The organism is Polynucleobacter sp. 73C-SIWE (assembly GCF_018882465.1).
Taxonomy (GTDB): Bacteria; Pseudomonadota; Gammaproteobacteria; order Burkholderiales; family Burkholderiaceae; genus Polynucleobacter.
Genome location: NZ_JACVOK010000001.1, coordinates 580,837 through 604,195 on the forward strand (window position 1 = coordinate 580,837; position 23,359 = coordinate 604,195).

The 23,359-nt window shown below is 46.1% G+C and carries 18 protein-coding genes and 1 pseudogene; 16 read left to right on the top strand and 3 right to left on the bottom strand.

The annotated features are described in order from the left end of the window. Positions 1–188: 188 nt before the first annotated feature. A complete protein-coding gene (gene dnaA, locus ICN17_RS03070) occupies positions 189–1,616 on the bottom strand; it encodes a chromosomal replication initiator protein DnaA (protein ID WP_216236087.1) in 1,428 nt (475 codons plus the stop codon). Positions 1,617–1,838: 222 nt separating this feature from the next. Here dnaA and rpmH point away from each other — a divergent pair, with 222 nt between their 5' ends. The 7 genes and pseudogenes from rpmH to mnmC all read left to right on the top strand — a co-directional run. Continuing rightward, positions 1,839–1,973, top strand: coding sequence for a 50S ribosomal protein L34 (rpmH, locus tag ICN17_RS03075; protein WP_011903922.1), 135 nt, complete (start codon positions 1,839–1,841; stop codon positions 1,971–1,973). An 8-nt stretch (positions 1,974–1,981) separates the two neighbouring features. Beyond that, on the top strand, positions 1,982–2,299 hold the full coding sequence (gene rnpA, locus ICN17_RS03080) for a ribonuclease P protein component (protein ID WP_255538264.1): 318 nt from the start codon (positions 1,982–1,984) through the stop codon (positions 2,297–2,299). 1 nt (position 2,300) lies between these two features. Next, positions 2,301–2,534 carry a membrane protein insertion efficiency factor YidD gene (gene yidD, locus ICN17_RS03085; protein WP_216236088.1) on the top strand — a complete coding sequence of 78 codons (234 nt, stop codon included), beginning with the start codon at positions 2,301–2,303 and terminating at the stop codon, positions 2,532–2,534. A 15-nt stretch (positions 2,535–2,549) separates the two neighbouring features. After that, positions 2,550–4,253, top strand: coding sequence for a membrane protein insertase YidC (gene yidC, locus ICN17_RS03090; protein WP_216236089.1), 1,704 nt, complete (start codon positions 2,550–2,552; stop codon positions 4,251–4,253). A 51-nt stretch (positions 4,254–4,304) separates the two neighbouring features. Next, complete coding sequence (gene mnmE, locus ICN17_RS03095; protein ID WP_216236642.1) at positions 4,305–5,660, top strand: tRNA uridine-5-carboxymethylaminomethyl(34) synthesis GTPase MnmE; 1,356 nt, start codon at positions 4,305–4,307, stop codon at positions 5,658–5,660. Between the two features lie 89 nt (positions 5,661–5,749). Continuing rightward, positions 5,750–7,615: a phosphoenolpyruvate carboxykinase (GTP) gene (locus ICN17_RS03100; RefSeq protein ID WP_216236090.1), complete on the top strand. Its 1,866-nt coding sequence runs from the start codon at positions 5,750–5,752 to the stop codon at positions 7,613–7,615. A gap of 38 nt (positions 7,616–7,653) precedes the next feature. Beyond that, a pseudogene (gene mnmC / locus ICN17_RS10355) lies at positions 7,654–8,652 on the top strand (FAD-dependent 5-carboxymethylaminomethyl-2-thiouridine(34) oxidoreductase MnmC); the annotation flags it as partial. Positions 8,653–8,711: 59 nt separating this feature from the next. On the opposite strand, the gene ICN17_RS03105 reads toward mnmC, so the two are convergent. Then, a complete protein-coding gene (locus ICN17_RS03105) occupies positions 8,712–11,375 on the bottom strand; it encodes a DNA topoisomerase III (protein ID WP_370625939.1) in 2,664 nt (887 codons plus the stop codon). Between the two features lie 205 nt (positions 11,376–11,580). Beyond that, the gene (dprA, locus tag ICN17_RS03110; protein WP_216236091.1) at positions 11,581–12,270 is read right to left on the bottom strand and encodes a DNA-processing protein DprA; all 690 of its coding nucleotides are present in this window, start codon (positions 12,268–12,270) and stop codon (positions 11,581–11,583) included. 71 nt (positions 12,271–12,341) lie between these two features. On the opposite strand from dprA, the gene def reads away from it, so the two are divergent. The 9 genes from def to ICN17_RS03155 all read left to right on the top strand — a co-directional run bounded on the left by def (position 12,342) and on the right by ICN17_RS03155 (position 23,282). Further along, positions 12,342–12,857, top strand: coding sequence for a peptide deformylase (def, locus tag ICN17_RS03115; protein ID WP_216236092.1), 516 nt, complete (start codon positions 12,342–12,344; stop codon positions 12,855–12,857). 9 nt (positions 12,858–12,866) lie between these two features. After that, on the top strand, positions 12,867–13,865 hold the full coding sequence (fmt, locus tag ICN17_RS03120) for a methionyl-tRNA formyltransferase (RefSeq protein ID WP_216236093.1): 999 nt from the start codon (positions 12,867–12,869) through the stop codon (positions 13,863–13,865). Between the two features lie 2 nt (positions 13,866–13,867). Further along, the gene (gene htpX, locus ICN17_RS03125; RefSeq protein ID WP_216236094.1) at positions 13,868–14,734 is read left to right on the top strand and encodes a zinc metalloprotease HtpX; all 867 of its coding nucleotides are present in this window, start codon (positions 13,868–13,870) and stop codon (positions 14,732–14,734) included. A gap of 1 nt (position 14,735) precedes the next feature. Beyond that, positions 14,736–16,052 (top strand): 16S rRNA (cytosine(967)-C(5))-methyltransferase RsmB, encoded by a 1,317-nt coding sequence (rsmB, locus tag ICN17_RS03130; protein WP_216236095.1) that lies wholly within the window; start codon positions 14,736–14,738, stop codon positions 16,050–16,052. Then, positions 16,049–16,630 carry a DUF4390 domain-containing protein gene (locus ICN17_RS03135; RefSeq protein ID WP_255538267.1) on the top strand — a complete coding sequence of 194 codons (582 nt, stop codon included), beginning with the start codon at positions 16,049–16,051 and terminating at the stop codon, positions 16,628–16,630. Before rsmB ends, ICN17_RS03135 begins: the two co-directional genes overlap by 4 nt. After that, positions 16,627–18,939 (top strand): ATP-binding protein, encoded by a 2,313-nt coding sequence (locus tag ICN17_RS03140; RefSeq protein WP_216236096.1) that lies wholly within the window; start codon positions 16,627–16,629, stop codon positions 18,937–18,939. The genes ICN17_RS03135 and ICN17_RS03140 overlap by 4 nt, the downstream gene beginning before the upstream one ends. 2 nt (positions 18,940–18,941) lie before the next feature. Continuing rightward, positions 18,942–19,625, top strand: coding sequence for a response regulator (locus tag ICN17_RS03145; RefSeq protein ID WP_216236097.1), 684 nt, complete (start codon positions 18,942–18,944; stop codon positions 19,623–19,625). Positions 19,626–19,718: 93 nt separating this feature from the next. Beyond that, complete coding sequence (locus ICN17_RS03150) at positions 19,719–21,911, top strand: OsmC domain/YcaO domain-containing protein (protein ID WP_216236098.1); 2,193 nt, start codon at positions 19,719–19,721, stop codon at positions 21,909–21,911. A 21-nt stretch (positions 21,912–21,932) separates the two neighbouring features. Then, a complete protein-coding gene (locus tag ICN17_RS03155) occupies positions 21,933–23,282 on the top strand; it encodes an FAD/NAD(P)-binding protein (RefSeq protein ID WP_216236099.1) in 1,350 nt (449 codons plus the stop codon). Positions 23,283–23,359: the final 77 nt, after the last annotated feature.

The following is a 23,359-nucleotide window of genomic DNA, read 5'->3' on the forward strand; positions in this document are numbered from 1 at the left end:
CTATATAAATCAAAATATTAGAAGACAAAAAACCTGTGGAAAACCTTTGTATAAGCGCTGCATAAAAAGTGGACAACCTTTTTTCAATACCCTATTTTTGCATGAAGCTGAATCTTTCCACAATTTATCCACACACAATCCCCAAACTTATCCCTAGGGTTGTCCACAACTTTATCCACAGCCAAAAATCAAGCCTTTAGAGTTTGTTCAATGACGTGGATTTCGTGGTTTAACTGTCCGTCGTGAGCGCGCTCATCCGCGATCTTACGAACTGCATGTAAAACGGTTGTATGGTCCCTACCCCCAAAGAGCTCACCAATCTCAGGCAGGCTTTTTTGGGTTAATTCCTTGGCCATAAACATAGCAATCTGTCGTGGCCGGGCAATGTTAGCGGGCCGCTTTTTTGAATACATGTCAGCCACCTTAATACTATAAAAATCAGCCACAGCCTTTTGAATATTTTCAACAGATATTTGACGATTTTGTATTGAAAGAAGGTCTTTGAGTGCGGTTCTTGCAACCTCAATAGTGACCTCTCGCCCATGAAAGCGCACAAAGGCCAATATTTTTCTTAGCGCCCCCTCAAGCTCTCGTACATTAGAGCGGAGATGTTTTGCCACAAAGAATGCCACATCTTCACTCATTGGAATTCCTTCGCTAATCGCCTTTTTCATCAAAATAGCGACTCGCATCTCTAGCTCCGGCGGCTCAATGGCCACCGTTAAGCCAGAATCGAAGCGTGAAATTAATCGATCATCAATACCAGCCATTTCTTTTGGGTACGTGTCGCTAGTGATGATGACCTGGGCTTTGTTGCTTAAAAGCGCCTCGAAGGCATAGAAAAACTCTTCTTGCGTCCTAGATTTGCCACTAAAAAATTGAATATCGTCAATTAACAATAAGTCCAGCGAGTGGTAGTAGCGCTTAAAGCGATCAAAAGCCTTTTGTTGGTAGGCTCGCACAACATCCGAAACATATTGCTCTGCGTGTATATAGCGTATGCGGGCGTTAGGCTTTTCTTTTAAAAGATGGTTGCCAATCGCATGAATTAGGTGCGTTTTACCTAGACCAACCCCGCCGTATAAAAACATGGGGTTGTATGAGCTGCCTGGGTTGTGCGCAACCTGAATAGAAGCCGCCCTAGCAAGTTGATTTGCCTTACCAGTAACAAAAGTTTCAAAGGTAAGGTTGGGGTTGAGTTTTGAGTGGTCCTCAATCTCAAACGCACCCTCCTCTAGGGATGCCGCAGATTCCACTGCATTGCTTGTTTGGGGGTCTGGCAACACATTTTCCAAAATTGCTGGTGCCGCAACAGGTGGCGCACCAAGTTCAACATCGAGGACAAAATTAACATTAATTGAGGAGCCAAAGTACTGAGAGGCCAACTCTTGGAAGCGATCAGCAAACGTTTTTTTAATCCAATCAAGCTTAAATCGATTTGGGGCTCCAATAGTTAGTGAGTGATCACTCTCTTCAAAAGACACGAGGGTCAATGGCTGAATCCATGTTTTAAACTGTTGGGGCGATAGCTCGCGGGAAAGGGTGCTAAGCGCACCATCCCAAAAACCCAGGGGGTTGATTGAATTCAAGGCGGGGGGATTTTGTAGGTTGCTCATATTTTTGGAGGATCCATTGTAGCCATCCTGCAAAGTTATCCACAAGCTACAAAAACGTGGAAAAGCTGTGGATAACTTGTGTATAAAAGCAAAAAAGAGATATAAATTAATGGCTTAGTGAAAAAGCACACAAAAATAGAGAAAAACACCTATATATTCATCGAGATTGATTGACCTTTTGCTCTGCAACAAGGAAAATACTTGGTTTTGCAGGGATCTATCATGAAAAGAACATACCAACCATCAGTAACACGTCGTAAACGCACACACGGTTTTCGCATTCGCATGAAAACCAAAAGTGGGCGCGCAGTGTTAAATGCACGTCGCGCTAAAGGCCGCAAGCGTCTGGCTGTTTAATTTAACCATTGAACAGCGCCAGGATTTCTGAATTATTAAAAATAAACCCCAAGACGAGTTTGTATTGGGGTTTTTATGCTGCGCCCATTCAGGCGGGCAGTAAGCCAGACTTAGGGGTTGCGGTAGCTAAGAAATTAGCTAAAAGAGCTGTCGACCGCAACCGTCTTAAGAGGATGATTCGCGAATTGGTTTGGGCGGCTCAAGCCAACACCCTCAACAAAGATGTGGTGGTTAAGCTCAAGAAACCGATTGGTCGCAATACCCGTGGCAGGCTCAGAAAAAAAGAAAAAGAACTTCTACGCTCTCAGATGTCGGAATTAATTTAAGGTGCGCGTTTTAAATAAGGCCGCAATTAAACTGCTTAGGGCTTATCAGTTGTTTCTGAGTCCTTATGTAGGGATGCACTGCAAGTACGCGCCAAGTTGCTCACAATATGCCTGCGATTGCTTTAATCATTACGGGTTTATTAAAAGCTTCGGCTTGGTTGTTTGGCGAATTTTGCGCTGCAATCCATGGTCACGAGGCGGTTATGATCCTGCGGTAAAACAAACATCTCATTAACTTAAGAGAATGCAAATGGACTTTAAAAAAACAATTCTTTGGGCAGTGTTCTCGATGTCGGGTCTCATGCTCTACAACAATTGGCAGGTCCATGAGGGTAAGCCATCTTTATTTGGAGGCGCGCCCGTAAGCGCCCCAGTAGCTACTGACAAATCTGCCGCTAGCAATAAGTTAGACGTACCCGCTCAAATATCTGGCCAGCCGGTTGTTGCGGCAGCGCCCACTGTTAATTTGGGATTAATGGACAGTGCGGAAAAATTTACGTTGAAAAACGATGTATTGGTCTTGGAAATTAGCGCTAATGGCGCTAACGTAATTGATGCAAAGTTACTTAAGTCACTGACCGCAGAAAACAAGCCAGTAGAGCTTTTTCAATACACAGCAAACCATAAATATTTTGCGCGCTCTGGCCTCATTTCTTTAAACAACAATGATTTACCAAATCACACTAGCGCCTTCAAACTTATTCAGTCTGGTAAAGACGGTTCTGGTCGACCTTTCCTCACCCTGGGCAGCGAGCGCAATGGCGTTAAGCTAGAAAAAACGTTCATTCTGAATCCTGGAAGCTATGTGGTGGATGTTGGCCATCGCGTGACTCAGTCAAGTGCAAATGCTACGCCATTGGTTCTCTACACCGAACTGGTGCGCGACGGTAGCCAGGAGCAAAAAATTGGTCCTTTTGATGGCGCGTTTTCAGCAAGCACCTTTACTGGCCCTGCAACATACACCGACAAAGAAAAATTCAATAAGCTGGAATTCACGGCAATTGATAAAAACAAAATCACCATTCCAACCCAGGTCCCCGCTGGGGATCCAGCGTGGATTGCAATGGTTCAGCACTATTTTGCTAGCGCATGGATTCCGGGCGATAAATTTGCGCGCGATATCTATGCTGGAAGAATTGATAACGGCCTCTATCGTATTGGTATGCAAACACCACTAGGTGTGGTTGCTCAAGGATCAACGATTGTTGAAAAATCCCGTCTCTTTGTTGGCCCACAAGAAGAAAGCGTTTTAGAAACCATAGCCCCGGGCTTTGAGTTGTTAAAAGACTATGGCTACTTAACCATTTTGGCAAAACCCATTTTCTGGCTCTTGGAAAAAATCCATGGGTATGTTGGCAATTGGGGTTGGTCTATTGTTCTGCTCACCGTTTTGATTAAGTTGGCATTCTTTCCGCTTTCTGCTGCAAGCTATAAATCGATGGCGCGCATGAAGGAAGTGCAGCCACGCTTGATGGCCATGAGAGAGCAATACAAGGGTGAGCCACAAAAATTAAATCAAGCAATGATGGAGATGTATCGCAAAGAAAAAATTAATCCATTGGGCGGTTGTTTGCCAGTAGTAATTCAGATCCCTGTGTTTATTGCTTTGTATTGGGTATTGTTGTCGTCCGTCGAGTTGCGCGGCGCCCCGTGGATTTTGTGGGTGCATGATTTATCGCTCCCCGATACTTCAATTAGTGATGTATTGGGCATGACACAATTATTCCCAATTGGAATCTTGCCAATCATCATGGCTGTTTCAATGTTTGTTCAAACTAAATTGAACCCTACCCCACCAGACCCCATCCAGGCAAAGGTGATGCTGTATATGCCAATCGTGTTCTCGGTAATGTTCTTTTTCTTCCCATCTGGCTTGGTCTTGTACTGGGTGGTGAATAACTTATTGTCGATCGCGCAACAGTGGCAAATCAATCAAATGTTTGCAAAGAAATAAGCCAAGTAATTTTTTAATGGCTTAGTCTTTAATGGAAAACATATAGCAATGATGACCAGAAAGTTGCCCATCATTGCTATAGCAACTGCTCCAGGCAAGGCGGGTGTTGGGGTTGTACGCATTAGCGGCCAAAACCTCAAGGGCATTACAAAAGCACTTTTTCAGAAAGAGCTCTCACCCCGCCAAGCAAGCTTACTTACCTTGCGCGATGCCGACGGGCAAACCATTGACCAACTTGTCGCGATTTATTTTGTTGCCCCAGCATCATTTACTGGTGAAGACGTTTTAGAGCTTCAGTGTCATGGTGGGCCACAGCTTCTGGAGTTGGTTATGAAGCGCTGCTTAGAGTTAGGCATGAAGGATGGGTTGGTAATTGCAGAGCCAGGCGAATTTACATTGCGCGCTTATCTCAATAACAAAATAGACCTGGCTCAAGCTGAAGCAATTGCGGATTTAATTGATGCTCAAAGTGCGGCTGCAGTTCGTGGCGCGGCTAGATCTTTACAGGGTGCTTTTTCAGAGAGCATCAATGATCTGATTGAAGAAATTACACAGCTGCGCATTTTGGTGGAGTCAACCTTAGACTTCCCCGAAGAAGAAATTGAGTTTTTAGAGAATGCACAAGCTCGCACTCGTCTGGCTGCAGTCAAAGAAAAATTAGAATCGTTACGAGTCGGCGCCAAGCAGGGAAAGATTTTGCGTGATGGCATACAGCTTGTTCTTGCTGGCGCGCCAAACGTTGGCAAGAGCTCATTACTTAATAGATTGGCTGGTGAAGAGGTTGCCATTGTTACCGCTATTGCCGGCACTACTCGCGATCGCGTGAAGGAAAGCATCACCATTGAAGGTGTGCCAATGCATATCATTGATACGGCCGGACTGCGCGAAACCGATGATCTTGTTGAGGCAAAAGGTATTGAAAGGTCTTGGGACGCCATCCGTTTGGCAGACTTGGTGATTTTTTTAACCGACCCAAATTCGACAGAGGACGGGCTAAAAGAACAAATTCTGAGAGAGCTGCCCCCAAAATGCCCAGTTTTAGAGGTTGTTAACAAGTCAGACTTGATATCTTTGGGGTCTCTTACTGCCCCAAAACAGGCCATTTTGATCTCAGCCAAAAATGGTGATGGAGTTGAAGCCCTAAAGCAAAAAATCCTGGAAATGGTGGGTTGGAATGGTCCCCAAGAGGGCGCAATTGTGGCTAGAAGACGCCATTTGGACTGCCTGGAGAGGGCATCTGAGCACATTGCAAGATCAGAGCAATTCGCTGCAAATGGCAACAATTCGCTTGAATTGTTCGCAGAAGAGCTATTTTTAGCTCAAAACCACCTTGGGCAAATTACCGGAAAGCTGCTTCCGGATGACCTTTTGGGAAAAATCTTTAGTCAATTCTGTATTGGCAAGTAAAGGGTTTCTTCTGTCTCGGTTTAGGGCTTTAAATATGGCCAAAATGTTAAAATCATTGGATTAAAAATTAAATCTTTCTAGGAAAACACATGACTACAGAAACTGCGGACCAAATTAATGTAAATGCGCCAGCTTACGTAAAAAATAAGCGCTTGATTGAATGGGTTGGAGAAGTCGCCGCCCTGACAAAGCCAGACACAATTCGTTGGTGTGATGGCTCTCAGGCCGAATATGACGAGCTCTGCGAGCTCCTAGTTACTGCCGGGGTTTTCAAGCGCCTCAACCCAGCCAAACGAAAAAATTCATTTTTAGCACTCTCAGACCCTGAGGATGTGGCACGCGTTGAAGACCGCACCTTTATTTGCTCAGCTAAAAAAGAAGATGCCGGTCCTACCAATAACTGGGTAGAGCCAAGCGAAATGCGCGCAACATTAAACCCATTGTTTGATGGTTGTATGCGCGGCAGAACAATGTATGTGGTGCCGTTCTCCATGGGCCCCATTGGCTCCCCTATAGCCCACATTGGTGTAGAACTATCGGACAGCCCATATGTTGCAATCAATATGCGCCTCATGACCCGTATGGGCAAGGCCGTCATTGATCAATTGGGTGCTGACGGCGAGTTTGTTCCTTGTATTCACACCGTTGGTAAACCTTTGGCTGCTGGCGAAAAAGATGTTGCATGGCCAAACAACAAGAATAAATACATTGTTCATTACCCAGAAACCCGCGAGATTTGGTCATTTGGATCTGGCTACGGCGGCAATGCATTGTTAGGCAAGAAATGCTTTGCACTGCGCATTGCATCTAACATGGGTCGCGACCAGGGTTGGTTGGCAGAACACATGCTGATCTTAGGCGTCACTTCGCCTGAGGGTAAGAAATACCATATCGCCGCTGCATTCCCATCCGCTTGTGGCAAAACTAACTTCTCCATGATGATTCCTCCAAAAGGATTTGATGGCTGGAAGGTAACCACTATTGGTGACGACATTGCATGGATCAAGCCGCGCAAAGACCCCGTTACTGGCAAGACCCGCTTATTTGCGATTAATCCAGAGTCTGGTTACTTTGGTGTGGCGCCAGGCACCAATCGCCAAACCAATCAGAACTGTATTGATTCTTTAAATCAAGATGTGATTTTCACAAACGTTGGCTTGACTGATGATGGTGATGTTTGGTGGGAAGGTTTGACAGAAACACCACCAGCCCATTTGATTGATTGGCAAGGCAAAGACTGGACTCCAGCAGATGGGGCCGCAGGTCGCAAAGCTGCGCATCCAAATTCACGCTTTACAGTTGCTGCAACCAATAATCCAGCAGTTGATCCTAAGTGGGATGATCCAGAGGGGGTTCCAATTGATGCATTCTTGTTTGGCGGCCGTCGCTCAAACACTGTGCCATTGGTTAGTGAGGCTCGTGATTGGGTTGAGGGTGTTTATATGGCTGCAACACTTGGTTCAGAGACCACTGCTGCGATCACCGGTCAAATTGGCGTTGTACGCCGCGATCCGTTTGCGATGATTGCATTCGCTGGTTACAACATGAGTGACTACTTCCAGCATTGGCTCAATATCGGCAAGAAGCTAGAGGCCGAAGGCGCTGTATTGCCAAAAATTTATTGTGTGAACTGGTTCCGCAAGGACGAGAATGGCAAATTTGTTTGGCCAGGCTTTGGCGAAAACATGCGCGTGCTGTCTTGGATTTTGGGGCGTGCCGAAGGTAAGGCAAAAGGCAAAGAAACGCCCTTTGGTATTTGCCCAGAGCACGGCGACATGCACTGGAATGGTCTTGACTATTCTGCAGAGAAATTTGCTAAAGCTATTCATGTTGCGGTGGATGACTGGAAGAACGAGTTAAAACTTCATACTGAACTGTTTGATCACCTTGGCGAACGCTTGCCAAAAGAGTTGCAAGAGACTCGCGCCAAGATTGAGCAACGCTTTAACGCTTAAGCATTAGCAATACCAAACGTTTTATTCTCACTAGTTAAATGACCAAACCCCAACACCATGAAATAGTGGTGATTGGGGCAGGCATTTGTGGTGCAACCATCGCAAATGAGTTGCTCCAGCGCGGCAAATCTGTCTGTATGGTTGATGCTGCATCTTCACCCGCTACTGCTTGTTCGAGTCATGCCTATGCTATTGCTCATCCGCATATCGGTAAGGGGTCACCGCGTTTATTGCGTTTAACGCGCATTGCTTTTTTGCTGGCTGAGGCTAGGTGGGGCAAGGCTTGGAACCAGCATGGTATTTTTCAGCCCACTAAAAAAGATAAGCATTTCGATCGAGCGGAAGTAAACAATTATTTGCAGTCTTTAGATCTTGATCAGAGTATTGCAGTAGCTTTAGATGCTCAAGACGCAGAAAAAATTTGCGGCATCAAACAGAGCGGAGTATGGCTACCGCGCGGCGCATCTCTCAATCTATTTGAGATAAGTAATGCATTACTGCAAGACCAAGGCCGCCTAACTTGCTTATGGAATGCGCGCGTTGCAAGACTGGAGAGGGCTGATGATCATTGGCTTTTATTCAATCAGAACAATGAAGCCATTCTTTCTGCGGATAAGGTGATCGTTGCGACTGCAATGGATACCAAAGCGCTCATGAGTAGCATTGGAATTCGGCTTCCTCTTAAGCCGGTGCGCGGTCAACTCAGCATCTTTTCAATTCAAGATGAGGTTTGGATAAAAAAATTACCCAGAGTGGGCATGTCTGGTGATGGCTACTGTCTTCCCGCCGAGCCGCTTGAAGACGGCAGCTATCGTTGGATGGTGGGTTCTAGCTTTGATGAGGGCGAGGATGACCTTGGCTCAAGAGACAGCAGCGATGCATTCAATCGAGAACAAGCGCAAGGTTTGCTTGCTTATCCCGAGGGAGATCTGGGGGCGCTAATCAAGGCTGGAGATTTTGTTGGCGTGCGCTGTGTTGCAGGCGATCGTTTACCAATCATTGGCACGTTGAATCAAAGGCCTGGAATCTTTTTGGCCACCGCCTTAGGTTCGCGAGGTATTTTGTGGTCGGCCTTAGCAGCCAAGCTCATCACAGCTCAGGTGCTAGAGGATGACTTTGCTTTACTTGCGCGCTTGGGCTTTGCAACAGACTTACTTGCAGCACTAGCGCCTGCCCGTTTTTTTGCTGGAGCTTTGGCTGCGCCAGCGGCTTTAGCCTCAAATTCAAAACCAATTTTGCCGTCAGCCCCTAAAGCTAAATAGGCTTTAAAGCCACGCCCAGTACGGTTTGACTTGAAGTTTGTTAAGAGATCGGTCTTGCCTTCTTTGAGTAGTTTTTGCACTTGCTCAGCCGAAATTTCTTGTTGCAAAACAACTTTGCCGGTTTTGAAATCACAAGTTTTGCTTGGCCCGGTGTTGTGTTCACAAACATAACGCATGCCATCTTCATAAACTGCGCCAGAACATTTTGGACAAACGCCTAGAGCCTGGCGACCGGTGAAATCTACCGCTTCAGTTTCTTCGTCCTGAGTATTGCCAAAGTCAAATTCGAGTTTGAAGCCTGCGTTTGGATAGTCGGCATCATCCTCTGGAATTTCGCTTAACTTAATGATGGCGGCAAATGGACGACCCATTTTGCTGCGAAATCCCTGAAGTGGCCCGATAGTTTTTTCACGCAGTAGCTCTTCAACCTCAGGATATTCAAACGCACGACCACCTGGAGTTTTGCTGATCGTAAAGCCGCATTTTTCACAGGCAAAGCGACGGTAGTTTTCCTTTACCGGACCCTTACAGTGCGGGCATGGCGTGGCCATTGTTGCGTAGTCACCTGGAATCGTATCGCTGTCATATTCCTTGGCGCGCTTGACGATGCGCTGAGTCATTTGCGCAATTTCTTGCATGAAAGTATCGCGATTCATCTTGCCCTGCTCAATCAGCGACAGCTTGTTTTCCCAGTTACCAGTTAAATCGGGGCGTGTGAGTTCTTCAACATCTAGCCCGCGCAATAAAGTCATCAATTGAAACGCTTTTGCTGTAGGAATGAGTTCGCGCGCTTCACGTACGATGTATTTTTCAGCGAGCAATCCTTCGATGATTGCTGCGCGAGTTGCGGGGGTTCCTAAACCCTTTTCCGCCATTGCTTCGCGCATGTCATCATCATCAACCCACTTGCCGGCGCTTTCCATTGCTGAGAGCAATGTAGCTTCTGAGTAGCGGGCTGGCGGCTTAGTTTTCAATGGCACTGCAGCAATGGATTCGCTTTGAACAGCTTCACCCTCTTGAACGGCGACAAGCTCATCATCTGCTTGATTCGACTTGCCATAGACGGTAAGGAAGCCAGGATTGACTAGTACACGACCCTCGGTTTTGAAATGGTGCCCCGAAACCTCGGTAATTCTGGTGGTGACCTTGAATTCAGCGGCGGGATAAAAGACCGCTAGGAAACGGCGAACAACTAAGTCATATAGCTTAGCCTCAGGCTCACTTAAATTCTTAGGGGTTTCGAGAGTCGGAATAATCGCAAAGTGATCAGAAATTTTGGAGTTATCAAAGATGCGTTTGTTGGGCTTAATCCAACCATAACCAGCTTTTGCTTTCGGATCCTTTGGATCACCTTTCAGAATTTGCTTTGCAAACGCACGATAGTCTTGTGAGTTCTCGGCAAGGATTTCCATGGTTTGTTTAACGGTGTCTAGGTAGTCTTCTGGAAGTGCTTTAGCGTCAGTACGTGGATAGGTTAAAACTTTGTGTCGCTCATACAACGCTTGAGCAAGACCCAAAGTATTTTTTGCAGAAAAACCAAAACGCGCATTCGCTTCGCGTTGCAAACTGGTTAAGTCAAACAGTTGTGGTGCTAGTTGTGTTGCTGGCTTAGCCTCTTCAGTAACGCTTGCTTTTTTGCCACGACAAGCGGCAACAATACTTTGTGCTGCAGCCTCACTCCACAGGCGGTTCTCGCGTGCGTCGGGCTCGGCAACATCTTTCTTAAATTTTGGATCAAACCAGCGCCCCTCATAGACACCAGCAGCAGCAATAAATTCGGCCTTTACTTCCCAATAATCTTTGGAAACAAACTTGCGGATTAATTCTTCGCGCTCGACCACAATTGACAGTGTGGGCGTTTGAACGCGACCAACGGTGGTTAAAAAGAAGCCACCACTCTTGCTATTAAATGCGGTCATGGCACGAGTGCCATTAATACCAACCAACCAGTCTGCTTCCGAGCGGCAACGCGCTGCATCGGCGAGCGGCCGCATATCTTCGTCGGTACGCAAGCTCGCAAAGCCATCCCGAATTGCTGCTGGAGTCATGGACTGAAGCCATAAACGCTTAATGCCCTGTGATGCTTTTGCATGCTGCGCAATTAAGCGAAAAATCAGCTCGCCTTCGCGCCCCGCGTCACATGCATTAATAAGAGAGGTGACATCTTTGCGCTTAATCAGTTTTTGCAAAACCTTGAGGCGCGATTCAGTTTTAGCGATTGGCCGCAAATCAAAATAGGGGGGTACTACAGGTAGGTTGGCAAAAGACCATTTGCCACGCTTAACGTCATATTCCTCTGGGGCAGCTATCTCTAGGAGGTGGCCAACTGCAGACGAGATGACAAAGTCGTCGCTTTCAAAATAGTCCTCATATTTAGTAAAGCCGCCCAGGGCTTTGGCAATGTCATTGGCAACCGATGGCTTCTCAGCAATGATGAGAGCCTTGGGGTGATCCACGGAAGGGGTCTTGGAGCTGCTTTTGGTAGATGCTTTAGCCACGCGTTTGCCTAAATTTGAGCCTGAAATGATGTTTTTTATAGGAAAAAGGATGATCAATTTAAACCAAATCAGGGTTTGGTCAATTGCTTACCCCTTTTTTATTATTAACCGATAAATTAAGAAAAGTCCAAAAAGCGCACTTTTGCAAGCATGATGTCGTGGCTTATTGAGCGATTAATGGATAAAAACCCCCATTTAAACCACTTTAAACGGGGTTTTTCTCAAAAATCAAGTCTTCTAGAACGTCTTCGGGGTTTTGTACTAGCTTTGCGCCTTGCTGAATCAGAAGGTTGCAGCCCCTGGAAAGGGGTTTTCGAATCGAGCCGGGGATTGCAAAAACCTCTCTTCCCAGATCCAAAGCAAGTCTGGCAGTAATAAGCGAGCCAGACTTTTCAGCCGCCTCAATGACCAGAACACCAATCGAAAACGCAGCAATGATTCGATTGCGCCTGGGGAAATGACCCGATTTTGGTGGTGTGCCTGAGGGGTACTCGGAGACTAAAAGCCCTTGTTTCCGGATATTTCTGGCCAAATCCAGATGTTCTTTGGGGTAAATCACGTCCACGCCGGCCCCACAGACCGCCATAGTGAAGTGCTTGGGTCCTAGGTTAAGGGTTGCTTGATGGGCGGCCCCATCAATGCCTCTTGCAAGCCCAGAGACGATCAGTAGCCCTGCGCGGGAGAGCTCTTGAGCAAAAGCTGCTGCGTTTTTAAGGCCCTCAGGGCTGGCCATGCGTGATCCTACGATGGCGATCATGGGCTTATTTAGCATGCTGAGTTCCCCATCTATATAGAGATTGCTGGGCGGATCATATAAATCCTTTAGGCGGTTTGGGTATTTTTTATCGCCCCTAGCAATACAAGTAGGGAGATTTGATTTTGGGAATATAGGCATTAAAAGATTTTGATCTTTGGGGTGATTACAGCAATCAGGACAGACCGATTGCTCTGTTGGATAATTCCTATATGGCTTTGTTAAACGTCCTTTGCTATCCAGATCCGCGCTTGCATAAGGTTGCTAAACCGGTTGAGCAGGTGGATGCGCGCATTAAAAAAATTGTTGCCGATATGGCTGACACTATGTATGAAGCCCCAGGTGTTGGTTTGGCTGCAACGCAAGTAGACATTCATGAACGAATTGTTGTCATCGACGTATCTGAAGAGCAAAACCAGTTAATGGTTTTTATAAACCCAGAAATTATTTGGTCAAGTCCTGAGAAAAAATCTTGGCGTGAAGGCTGTCTTTCGGTTCCCGATTTTTATGATGAGGTTGAAAGGCCTGCACAAGTTCGGGTGAAGGCTTTAGATGTTGATGGCAAAGAGTTCGAGCTTGATGCGGATGGTTTATTGGCGGTTTGTTTGCAGCATGAGCTTGATCACTTGCAAGGCAAGGTGTTTGTTGAGTATCTCTCGATACTTAAGCGCACCCGTGTTTCACAAAAACTTAAAAAGCGCGCCAAAGAGTTAGCGGGTGAGCGCTAAGCGCCGCTGATGAAAATTGTATTTGCTGGAACTCCGGAGTTTGCTGCGCAAGCAATGCGCGCAATTGATGACGCAGGCCATGAAATTGTCCTAGCGCTTACCCAGCCCGATCGCAGGGCTGGGAGAGGCATGCATCTGCAAGCTAGCCCGGTTAAAGAGTTTGCATTAGAAAAAAATATTCCCGTACTTCAGCCAGAGACACTCAGGCGCAATAGTGCCGATCCTACAAAACAAGCTCAGGCTCAAGAGGCATATCAGCAGTTGTCCAAAATCGATTTTGATGCCATGGTGGTAGTTGCCTACGGGCTCATCCTGCCACAAGAGGTATTGGATATTTCGCAGCAGCCAGGAAGACACGGCAGTTTTAATATTCATGCATCTTTGTTGCCACGCTGGCGGGGCGCAGCTCCAATACAGCGCGCAATTGAGGCAGGCGATTCAAAAACAGGCGCTTGCATTATGCAAATGGATGCTGGGTTAGATACGGGCGATACCGTTCTCATTAGTGAGCTTGAAATTACTTCCGAGGAAACAAGCGACACTTTACATAATCGATTAGCAACACTGGGAGCCCAGTCGATTGTGAACGTGCTAAACCATTTGCAAGCGGGTAAGGGTTTAATTCGAACTCCACAAGAAGCTAAGGGTATTACTTACGCGGAAAAAATACTCAAGAGCGAAGCAGAAATTGATTGGGGTTTGAGCGCCCCAGAAATTGATCGCCGGATTCGGGCTTTTAACCCCTTTCCTGGCGCAACTAGTTCTACGCAAGAGCAAGTGATGAAATTTTGGAGTTCTCGCATTCCGAAAGCGGGTGCCTGCAGCAAAACTGGTTTACCCGGCGAATTATTAGGTTTTAGTGAAAATGGCGCTTATATTCAGTGTGGCAATGGCGTAATCGAGGTTTTAGAAATGCAAAAACCAGGCGGCAAAAAAATGTCAGCCAGCCTTTGTTTGCAGTCTTTTGATTCCCATAAACAAGCATTACGTTTTCATGCAAAGGAGTAGGAATGTTTAATTTCGCAAAAACTGCTGTTTTGATGGCGGCAATTACTGCATTGTTTATTGTGGTTGGCGGCATGTTGGGGGGCGAGCAAGGGATGCTGATGGCATTACTGGTAGCTATCGGCATGAACTTTTTCAGTTATTGGTTTTCTGACACGATGGTGTTGAAGATGACAAATGCGCAGCAGGTTGACGAACGATCTGCACCTCAGTTTTACGCATTGGTAAAAGAACTTTCAGATAAGGCCGGCTTGCCAATGCCCAAGGTATTTTTAATTGATGAAGATGCACCCAACGCATTTGCAACCGGACGCAATCCTGAGAATGCTTCTGTAGCGGCCACTACTGGCATTCTGAAAATTTTGTCTAATCGCGAACTCCGCGGCGTTATGGCTCATGAGTTGGCACACGTTCGGCATCGTGATATTTTGATTTCTACAGTTGCGGCAACGATGGCCGGCGCAATCTCTGCGTTGGCTAACTTTGCAATGTTTTTTGGTGGACGCGATTCTGAGGGCAGACCCAATAATCCAATCGCCAGTTTATTGGTGGCTATCTTGGCACCTATTGCCGCCAGCTTGATTCAAATGAGTATTTCACGTGCAAGAGAATATGAAGCAGATCGTGGTGGAGCAGAAATTAGTTCTGATCCAGAGGCTCTTGCCCATGCGCTAGAGAAAATTCATAACCATGCGCAAGGCATTCCATTTCAGGCCGTAGAACAACACCCAGAAACTGCACAGATGATGATTCTGAACCCCTTAAGTGCCAGCGGCCTTGCACAACTGTTTTCAACCCACCCGCCAACTGAAGAGCGGGTAGCGCGCCTCATGGAGATGGCAAAAAATGGGGCATACCCCAGAGTAAATTAATTTGACTGATAAAAAAACGCCACATAGCCTTCCACTTTCTGAAGCAATCAGCATTGCTGCGCAAGCGATTGGCGAGGTAATGAGTGGCAGGTCTCTGACAGAGGTGCTTGATCAGTTAGAGCCTCATGAGCGTCCAATAGTACAGAGCTTAAGTTTTGATGCTTTACGTAAATGGGTTCGATCGCACGAGCTAATCAAGCAATTTGTTCCAAAGAGTCCACCACCCGAGGTAGATCATTTATTAAGCGTCGCTATTGCATTGTTCTTAAATGAAAATGCGGATGGCAAAGGTTATGCGGCACACACAATAGTTGATCAGGCTGTCAGCGCTTGTGCTAACTACGATAAAACAATGTATGCCAAGGGTTTGGTCAACGCAGTATTGCGTAAGGTAGGCCTAATTGTGCAGCCGCCGGAGGGTGAAGCCCGGTTTCCTCCAGACCCCATTCCGATGTTTGTCCCGCCTTGGTGGCGCGCCAACTTAAAACGTAATTACTCCAAGGCTTGGCAGTCTATTTTGTTTTCTCAAGCAAAACGTGCACCATTAATTTTGCGCGTTAATCAAAAACAATATTCACGAGAGCAATATCAAGCCCTATTAAATGAAGTTGGAATCGCTTCTTCACCCATTGAAGAAGTTGCTGGAGTGAAATTAGGATCTGCTTTGCTGTTGTCTAATCCCGTTCCAGTTTCAGAGTTGCCAGGTTTTTATAGTGGCGCGGTATCGGTTCAAGATGCGGGAGCACAGTTGGCCGCAACGCTCTTGAACCCCGGTGAGGGGAATAGAGTTTTGGATGCCTGTGCTGCGCCCGGAGGCAAGACAGCCCATATCCTGGAGTTAGCAGATTGTGAGATGGTGGCTTTAGAGCTCGATGGCGAGCGTCTTGGCAAGATTGGTGGCAACTTAGATCGATTACGCTTACATTCCGATCGGGTGCGAGTAATTCGGGGTGACGCTTCAAAAGCTTCTTGGTGGGATGGTCGCCTGTTCGACAAAATCTTGCTTGATGCCCCATGCTCAGCTTCAGGTATTGTGGCTAGACACCCAGACATTCCCTTTTTAAGACGAGAGGCTGATATCAAGTCCCTGCAGCAAAAGCAGCGCGGTATCTTGGAGCAGGCCTGGAAAATGCTCAAGCCAGATGGCCTCATGCTCTACGTTACCTGCTCAGTATTTCCTGAAGAGGGGGAGGAGCAAGCGAGCTGGTTTGCTGGAGAGCATAGCAATGCGGTACGATTAGGCGCTCCAGGACAGATTTTACCGACCGATGTAAGTGACGGTTTTTACTATGCCTTGTTTAAGAAAAATGGGCCATGAGCCAAAGAATTAAACAATTCATCTTCTTATGCTTGATGGCGTTGAGTTTATTTTCAACAAGCGCAAGTGCAGAAGGAATCAAGATCAAAACCTTTGAATTAGAAAAGGCTGATAACGACTGGCTTTTAAATGCCACTTTTCAGATTGAGCTCTCTAACGGTCTTGAGGATGCAGTTCAAAAAGGCGTGGTGTTGTATTTTCAAACAGAGTTTGATTTAACGCGTTCGCGTTGGTATTGGTTTGATGAGAAGCCGGCCATTGCCCAAAGACAAACCCGGCTGTCTTACCAGCCCCTGACTCAGCAGTACCGGATTGCTTCTGAGGGATTTACATTTTCAGCAAGGACAATTGCAGAGGCGCTGCAAGCGGTGGGCAGTATCGGTGGCTGGCGAGTGATTGATGGCAATCAGTTAGATGCTGGTAAATCCTATACAGCCTCTTTGCGGATGACCTTAGATTTAAGCAAGCTTCCTAAGCCATTCCAGGTGAACGCCCTGAATAATCGGGACTGGAATGTTTCTAGTGATTGGCTGCGTGTTCCCTTTCCCCCGGCTGGAGCAAGCCTAATTAAGCGATGAGCGTATCTTCAATCCCACTCAAGAGCGCCTTTTTTACATCAAAGGCCTGGAGAAAAAAGGCAATCCCCATCGCTATCAGCGTAATCGGGGTATTTGCTTTATTGCTTCTGATCTTGCTATCGATTGCCTCATCTAATACAGAGTTTTTTGATAACTACTTTATTTGGCTTTATGCAGCCAATGTTGTTATTGGGGTTTGCTTAACACTGGTAATTTTGACTTTGGTCATTGTGATTGGTGTGCGTTGGTATCGCGGTCACTTCGGCACTCGCTTAATTGCTAAGTTGGCGATGATTTTTGCGCTGGTGGGAATTGTTCCAGGCTTAATTTTGTATGGTGTTTCGCTACAGTTCGTATCTCGTAGTATTGAAACGTGGTTTGATGTGAAGATTGAATCCGCGCTGAACTCTGGCTTGGAGTTGGGGCGCGTTACTTTACGGATTGCGCAAGAAGAAATTTTGGCCGAAGGCAATTTTATTGCTGATCAAGTTGTACAAGTCCCTGCTGGCTCGACCTCCGACCAGGTTGGCACCATGATTATGAAGATCCGCAATCAATTTGGCATACAAGAGGTAAGTCTGTTTAATATCCAGCGCAATTTGATCCTAACGAGTGAGTTAAGGCCCAAAAAATACTTACCTGCGCCTAGTGCCGAGGTAGTAGCTGAAGCTTTTAGCAAGAAGGGCATTACCTTTTTAGATCAGATCGAAATGCAAGATGGGCAGCGCGGCTATCAAGTTAGAGCAATTGTTCCTATTGTTCGTAAGAAGCCGATTTTAGGCAAACTCGACTCTAATAAAGATGCAGAAGATAAATATTTTTTGCAATTAGTCCGCATCCTTCCTAGTCCAGTAGCGAAAAATATTTTTGCCGTTGAATCTGCTTATAGCGAATATCAAGAGAAGTCTCTGGGGCGCGCCGGCCTACGCAAAATGTTCGTTGGGACGCTAACGCTAACCCTGTTTTTTGCCTTGTTTGTGGCTATTACATTGGCCTTGTTATTGGGGCGCCAATTAGCGCGCCCATTATTAATGTTGCTCAAAGGTACCCAAGCAGTTGCGCAGGGTGATTTATCGCCAAAGCCCGAGTTAGACACGGGTGACGAACTTGGTATGCTTACCCGCCAATTTAATGTCATGACTCGGCAGCTTGCTGATACACGTACTTCCCTGCAAGAATCCAAGGCCTTTTTAGAGCGAGTTCTGGGAAGCTTGACTGCTGGCGTTTGTATTTTTGATCAGCGCTATAACGTAGTCTCAAGTAACGCTGGTGCCGATCGTATTTTTGGTCAAGATCTTACTTATCTTGACGGAAAGCCTTTAAGCACCAGCCCAGCTTTAATGGAGTTTGAGGAGGCCATTAAAGAAGGCTTCTCCACAATGAAGCTTGCGGTTACGGGTGCGCAAGATAACCCCGCAGTTCAAATTAGTCATCAAAAGACTCCAGTTTGGCAAAAGCAAGTCCAGCTTCACACAACCAATGAGTTTGAAAATGAATTAGGCATCACTTTATTTGTGCGCGGCACAGAGCTAACAGAAGATTTACGTATGGTGGTATTTGATGACATTACCGATGTGGTGAGCGCACAAAGGTCAATTGCTTGGAGCGAAGTTGCAAGACGCCTAGCTCATGAAATCAAGAACCCACTTACCCCAATTCAGTTGTCTGCAGAGCGTTTGCAGCATAAGCTTTCTGGCAAGCTAAGCCCCGAGCAAGAAGAAATGATGAATCGCAGTACTGAAACCATTATTAGCCAAGTGCAGGCCATGAAAGAAATGGTCAATGACTTTAGAGATTTTGCTAAAACACCGACACCTCAGCTAAAGGCGGTTTCTATCAATACACTCACATCAGAAATTTTAGAGCTATATGAAGGCAGCCCTTTGCGTACTCAGCTTGATCCACGCTGCCCAGAAATTATGGGCGACCCAACCCAGCTCAGACAGGTTATTCATAATCTATTACAAAACGCTCAAGATGCCACGCTGGAGGGGCCTCATCCTGGAGAGGCGGTTGAAGTAAAAACCGAGTTAGTGCCCTATGGAGAGCAAAATGGTACGGAGCAAAAAGCAGTGCGTTTAACGATAAGTGACTCTGGAGTGGGATTTCCAGCTAAGATATTGGCAAGGGCATTTGAGCCTTATGTCACCACGAAGAGTAAAGGTACGGGATTGGGCTTGGCAGTTGTTAAAAAAATTATTGATGATCACTCTGCCAAGATTGAAATACGAAATCGTATGCAAGGGGCAGAAGTCGTTGGTGCACAGGTATCAATATTGTTTATGAATCTAGCAAAAGAGGCGGCCTAAGAATGGCTAGTATTTTGGTTGTAGATGACGAGATGGGAATTCGTGAGCTTCTCAATGAGATTCTGACGGATGAAGGCCATACCGTGTATGCAGCAGAGAGCGCTATTCAGGCTCGCACTATTCGCGAACAAATGCGTCCGGATCTTGTGTTACTAGATATTTGGATGCCAGATACTGATGGCATCACGCTACTCAAAGAGTGGTCTAAAACAGGTCAACTTACTATGCCTGTAGTGATGATGTCAGGTCACGCTACCATCGACACCGCAGTTGAGGCTACGCGTATTGGCGCATTAAATTTCCTAGAAAAGCCGATTGCACTTCAAAAGCTTTTAAAGACCGTAAGTAAGGCGCTTGAGAGTTCCCCAAAATATGTTGAGCCCGAAGTAGAGCGTGCGGTTCATCCGAGCACCAATCAGGCTGTGGCACCAAAGCCTGCTGTGAGTGAGCCAGCACCAGCCCCGCTGGAGGGCGAGTTCATCAGTGGCATTGCAAAAACCTATTTTGATTTGCCATTAAGAGAGGCAAGGGATCTTTTTGAAAAGGCCTACTTTGAGCATCAGATGCAAATCATGGGCGGCAGCATGACCAAGATTTCTGAGTACACTGGCCTAGAGAGAACACACTTGTATCGCAAGCTTAAGGCACTAGGTATTGATACATCTCGCAACAAGGGCGAGCAATAAATTATTTTGTAAATTGGTGTTCACGGGGCACGTCAGTTTTATTGCTGGCGACGTCGCCTAAATCATTTGCCCACCATACTCGGAATTATTTTCATGGAAATTAAGGTTAATTTTCTCGACAAGCTACGTCTTGAAGCTAAGTTTGATGACTTCACTGTAATTGCTGACCAGCCTATACGCTATAAGGGCGATGGCTCGGCGCCAGGCCCCTTTGATTATTTTTTAGCTTCATCGGCTTTATGCGCAGCCTACTTTGTGAAGTTGTACTGCGACACTCGCAATATTTCTACTGAAAATATTCGACTTTCGCAAAACAATATTGTTGATCCAGAAAATCGTTACCGGCAAGTTTTTAAGATTCAGGTTGAATTGCCCGAGGACATTTCTGCTAATGATCGTCAAGGTATCTTGCGCTCTATTGATCGATGTACGGTTAAAAAAGCAGTCCAAGCTGGACCAGAGTTTGTGATTGAAGAGGTGAAGAATTTAGATGAGGATGCGCAGACTTTATTGACCTTGAAGTCAAGTGCTGATGCTAGTACTTATATTGCAGGCAAAGATTTACCTCTAGAGCAAACGATTGCCAATATGTCGGGCGTATTGGCCAATTTGGGAATCAAGATTGAGATTGCCTCGTGGCGCAACATCATTCCAAATGTGTGGTCCTTGCATATTCGTGATGCGCACTCCCCAATGTGCTTTACCAATGGAAAAGGGTCTACAAAAGAAAGCGCCCTGGCTTCCGCTTTGGGGGAGTACATCGAGCGATTGAGTAACAATCATTTTTATGCTGGCACGTACTGGGGTGAAGATATTGCCAATAGAGCATTCGTACATTACCCAAATGAGCGTTGGTTTAAGCCGGGTAAAAATGATGCTCTCCCAATAGAAATTTTGGATGAGTATTGCTTGAAAATTTTTAATCCAGACGGTGAGTTGCGTAGCTCACATCTGATTGATACAAACTCTGGCAATGCCCAGCGCGGAATTTGTTCCTTGCCGTACGTGCGCCAGTCAGATGGCCAGACTATTTATTTCCCCTCTAACTTAATTGAAAATCTTTACGTTAGTAATGGCATGAGTGCAGGCAATACGCTTGCTGAGGCGCAAGTGCAATGCTTGTCTGAGATTTTTGAGCGCGCAGTCAAGCGTGAAATATTGGAAGGTGAGATTGCTCTGCCTGATGTGCCGCAGGAAGTGCTCGCAAAATATCCTGGCATTCTTGCGGGCATTCGGGGCCTTGAAGAGCAAGGCTTTCCTGTTTTAGTAAAGGACGCATCGCTGGGCGGAATATATCCCGTGATGTGCGTTACTTTGATGAACCCAAGGACTGGCGGAGTATTTGCATCGTTTGGCGCACACCCAAGCCTGGAGGTCGCGCTGGAGCGGAGCCTAACGGAATTACTGCAAGGTCGCAGCTTAGAGGGTCTGAACGATCTTCCCCCTCCTACTTTTGCAAGCGAAGCGGTCACCGAGCCAAATAACTTTGTTGAACACTTTATCGACTCAAGCGGCATCGTGTCATGGCGCTTCTTCAGTGCAAAATCAGCTTATGATTTTGTCGAGTGGGATTTTTCAGGTCAAGGTGAAAACTCTAACGCCGAAGAAGTAAACACTTTGTTTAGCATTCTCAAGGACATGGGTAAAGAATCGTATGTGGCGGTATATGATGAGCTCGGAGCAACCGCCTGTCGAATTATTGTTCCTGCTTATTCGGAAGTTTATCCAATAGAAGATTTGGTTTGGGATAACACTAATAAGGCACTGTTGTTCCGCGAAGATATTTTGAACCTTCATTCACTCGATGATGAAAGTCTGCAATCTCTCCTTGAGCGGCTTGAAAATAATGAGCTCGATGAGTATGGCGATATTGCTACATTAATTGGCGTCGAGTTTGATGAAAATACAACTTGGGGCCAGCTAACAGTATTGGAGTTGAAGCTTCTTATTCATTTGGCACTAGAGCAGTTTGATGAGGCCAACGAGTTAGTTGGCGCATTCCTTCAATACAACGACAACACGGCTGAGCGCAAATTGTTTTATCAAGCCCTAAGTGCAACGTTGGAGATTTGTCTAGATGACGACTTGGTGATCGATGACTACATAGCGAACTTCCGCCGTATGTTTGGTGAAAGCAGAATGGATGCAGTAATGGGCTCGGTTGATGGTAGTGTGCGCTTCTATGGTCTTACTCCAACCGGCATAAATCTGGAGGGCCTTGATAGACACCACCGTATGATCGATAGCTATAGAAAGTTACATGCTGCTCGATCTCGTTTGTATTGACCGACCCCGTCCGGATTAACAATGGCGAATATGAAAGAAGTAGTGATTATTGGAGATGGCTTTGCGGCTGCAGTGCTAGTAACTCATCTCTTGCGCAGGGGCATTTCATCCTCAGCTATAACGGTGGTTGGTTCTGGAGTTCTGGGTAAAGGAAATGCTTATGGTTGCAATAACCCGTTCTTTCGGCTCAATGTGCGCGAGGATTTACCAATCATTTTTGCAGATGATCCTTTGCATTTTTCAAGGTGGGCCAAAAAGCATATAAATGATCCTGAAGCCAGGACTAAGGCTGGATATTTTTATCGGCGTCAGGATTTCGGGCGCTACGTTTCTGAGCTCGTCGCTTGCGAATTTAAATTAGGTCAAATAGAGCAAATCAAGGCAAGAGTGCTTGGCTTGATTGGTTCCGATAATTCTTGGAATCTTGAGTTTGATGGTCACGATCCAATTAGTGCAAGGCGAGTGATTATTGCTACCGGTAACCCGCCTCCTGTCTGGCCATGCTCACTCATAAACTCCAACCCGGCCATATCAACAGTATCTCTAATTGAGAACCCATGGACGGGGGATAGCTTAGGTGGTATCCAGACTCAAGAGAGCATCATTTTGCTTGGCGGAGGATTAACGGCTCTTGATGCGATTGGTGCCTTGGCAGAGCGCAAACATCTTGGAATGATTTATGTGGTTAGCCCACGAGCGGTATTGCCCCCGGCTCAGGCAAATTGGCAAAGAAAGGCTCAGCCTCAATGGCCTCAGAATTTAAGCCCGGCCAAATTGATTCGTTTTATGCGAAATTATCTGCCTTCTGCCTCGACAGCAAGCCCAGAGTGGCAGAGCGCATGGGAAGAGTTAAGGCCAAATATAAATACCATCTGGCAGCAATTTTCTTCGAGTCAAAAGCGATCTTTATATAAAAGGTTGGGTTGGCTTTGGAACCTATATCGCTTTCGAGCATCCCCACAAACAATCGCTGCATATGAAAAACTAAAATCTAAAAATCAGATTCAATTTGTATTGGGGCGTGCTAAAGAAATAAAATACACTGAATCTAAAGTAAAGCTACTGCTAGGAAATGGCATTGAAATTGAGGGTAATAGAGTGATCAATTGCACTGGCACTGCATCTGATCCCTTGCTCAATAGGCTCGTTGAAGACCAATTAGCCATACGAGATCCACTGGGGCAGTCTATTGCTGTGGATGAAAATTTTAGAGTTCTTACTTTGTCATCTAAGCGGTGGAACAGTTTATGGATGATTGGGCCTGGAACCATGGGGAGCTTAGGTGATGTGATTGCAGCTAGCACTATCGCTAAGCAAGCGGAGCAATTGGCTATTCAGATTTCTTTGGATAGCTTGAAAAATATTCGTTAGAGGCCGTTAAAAATGACTATCGAGTTGGGGGTTTATAAGTCAATTGAGTCAGCTTGGCACTGTAAAGCCCACTTTTC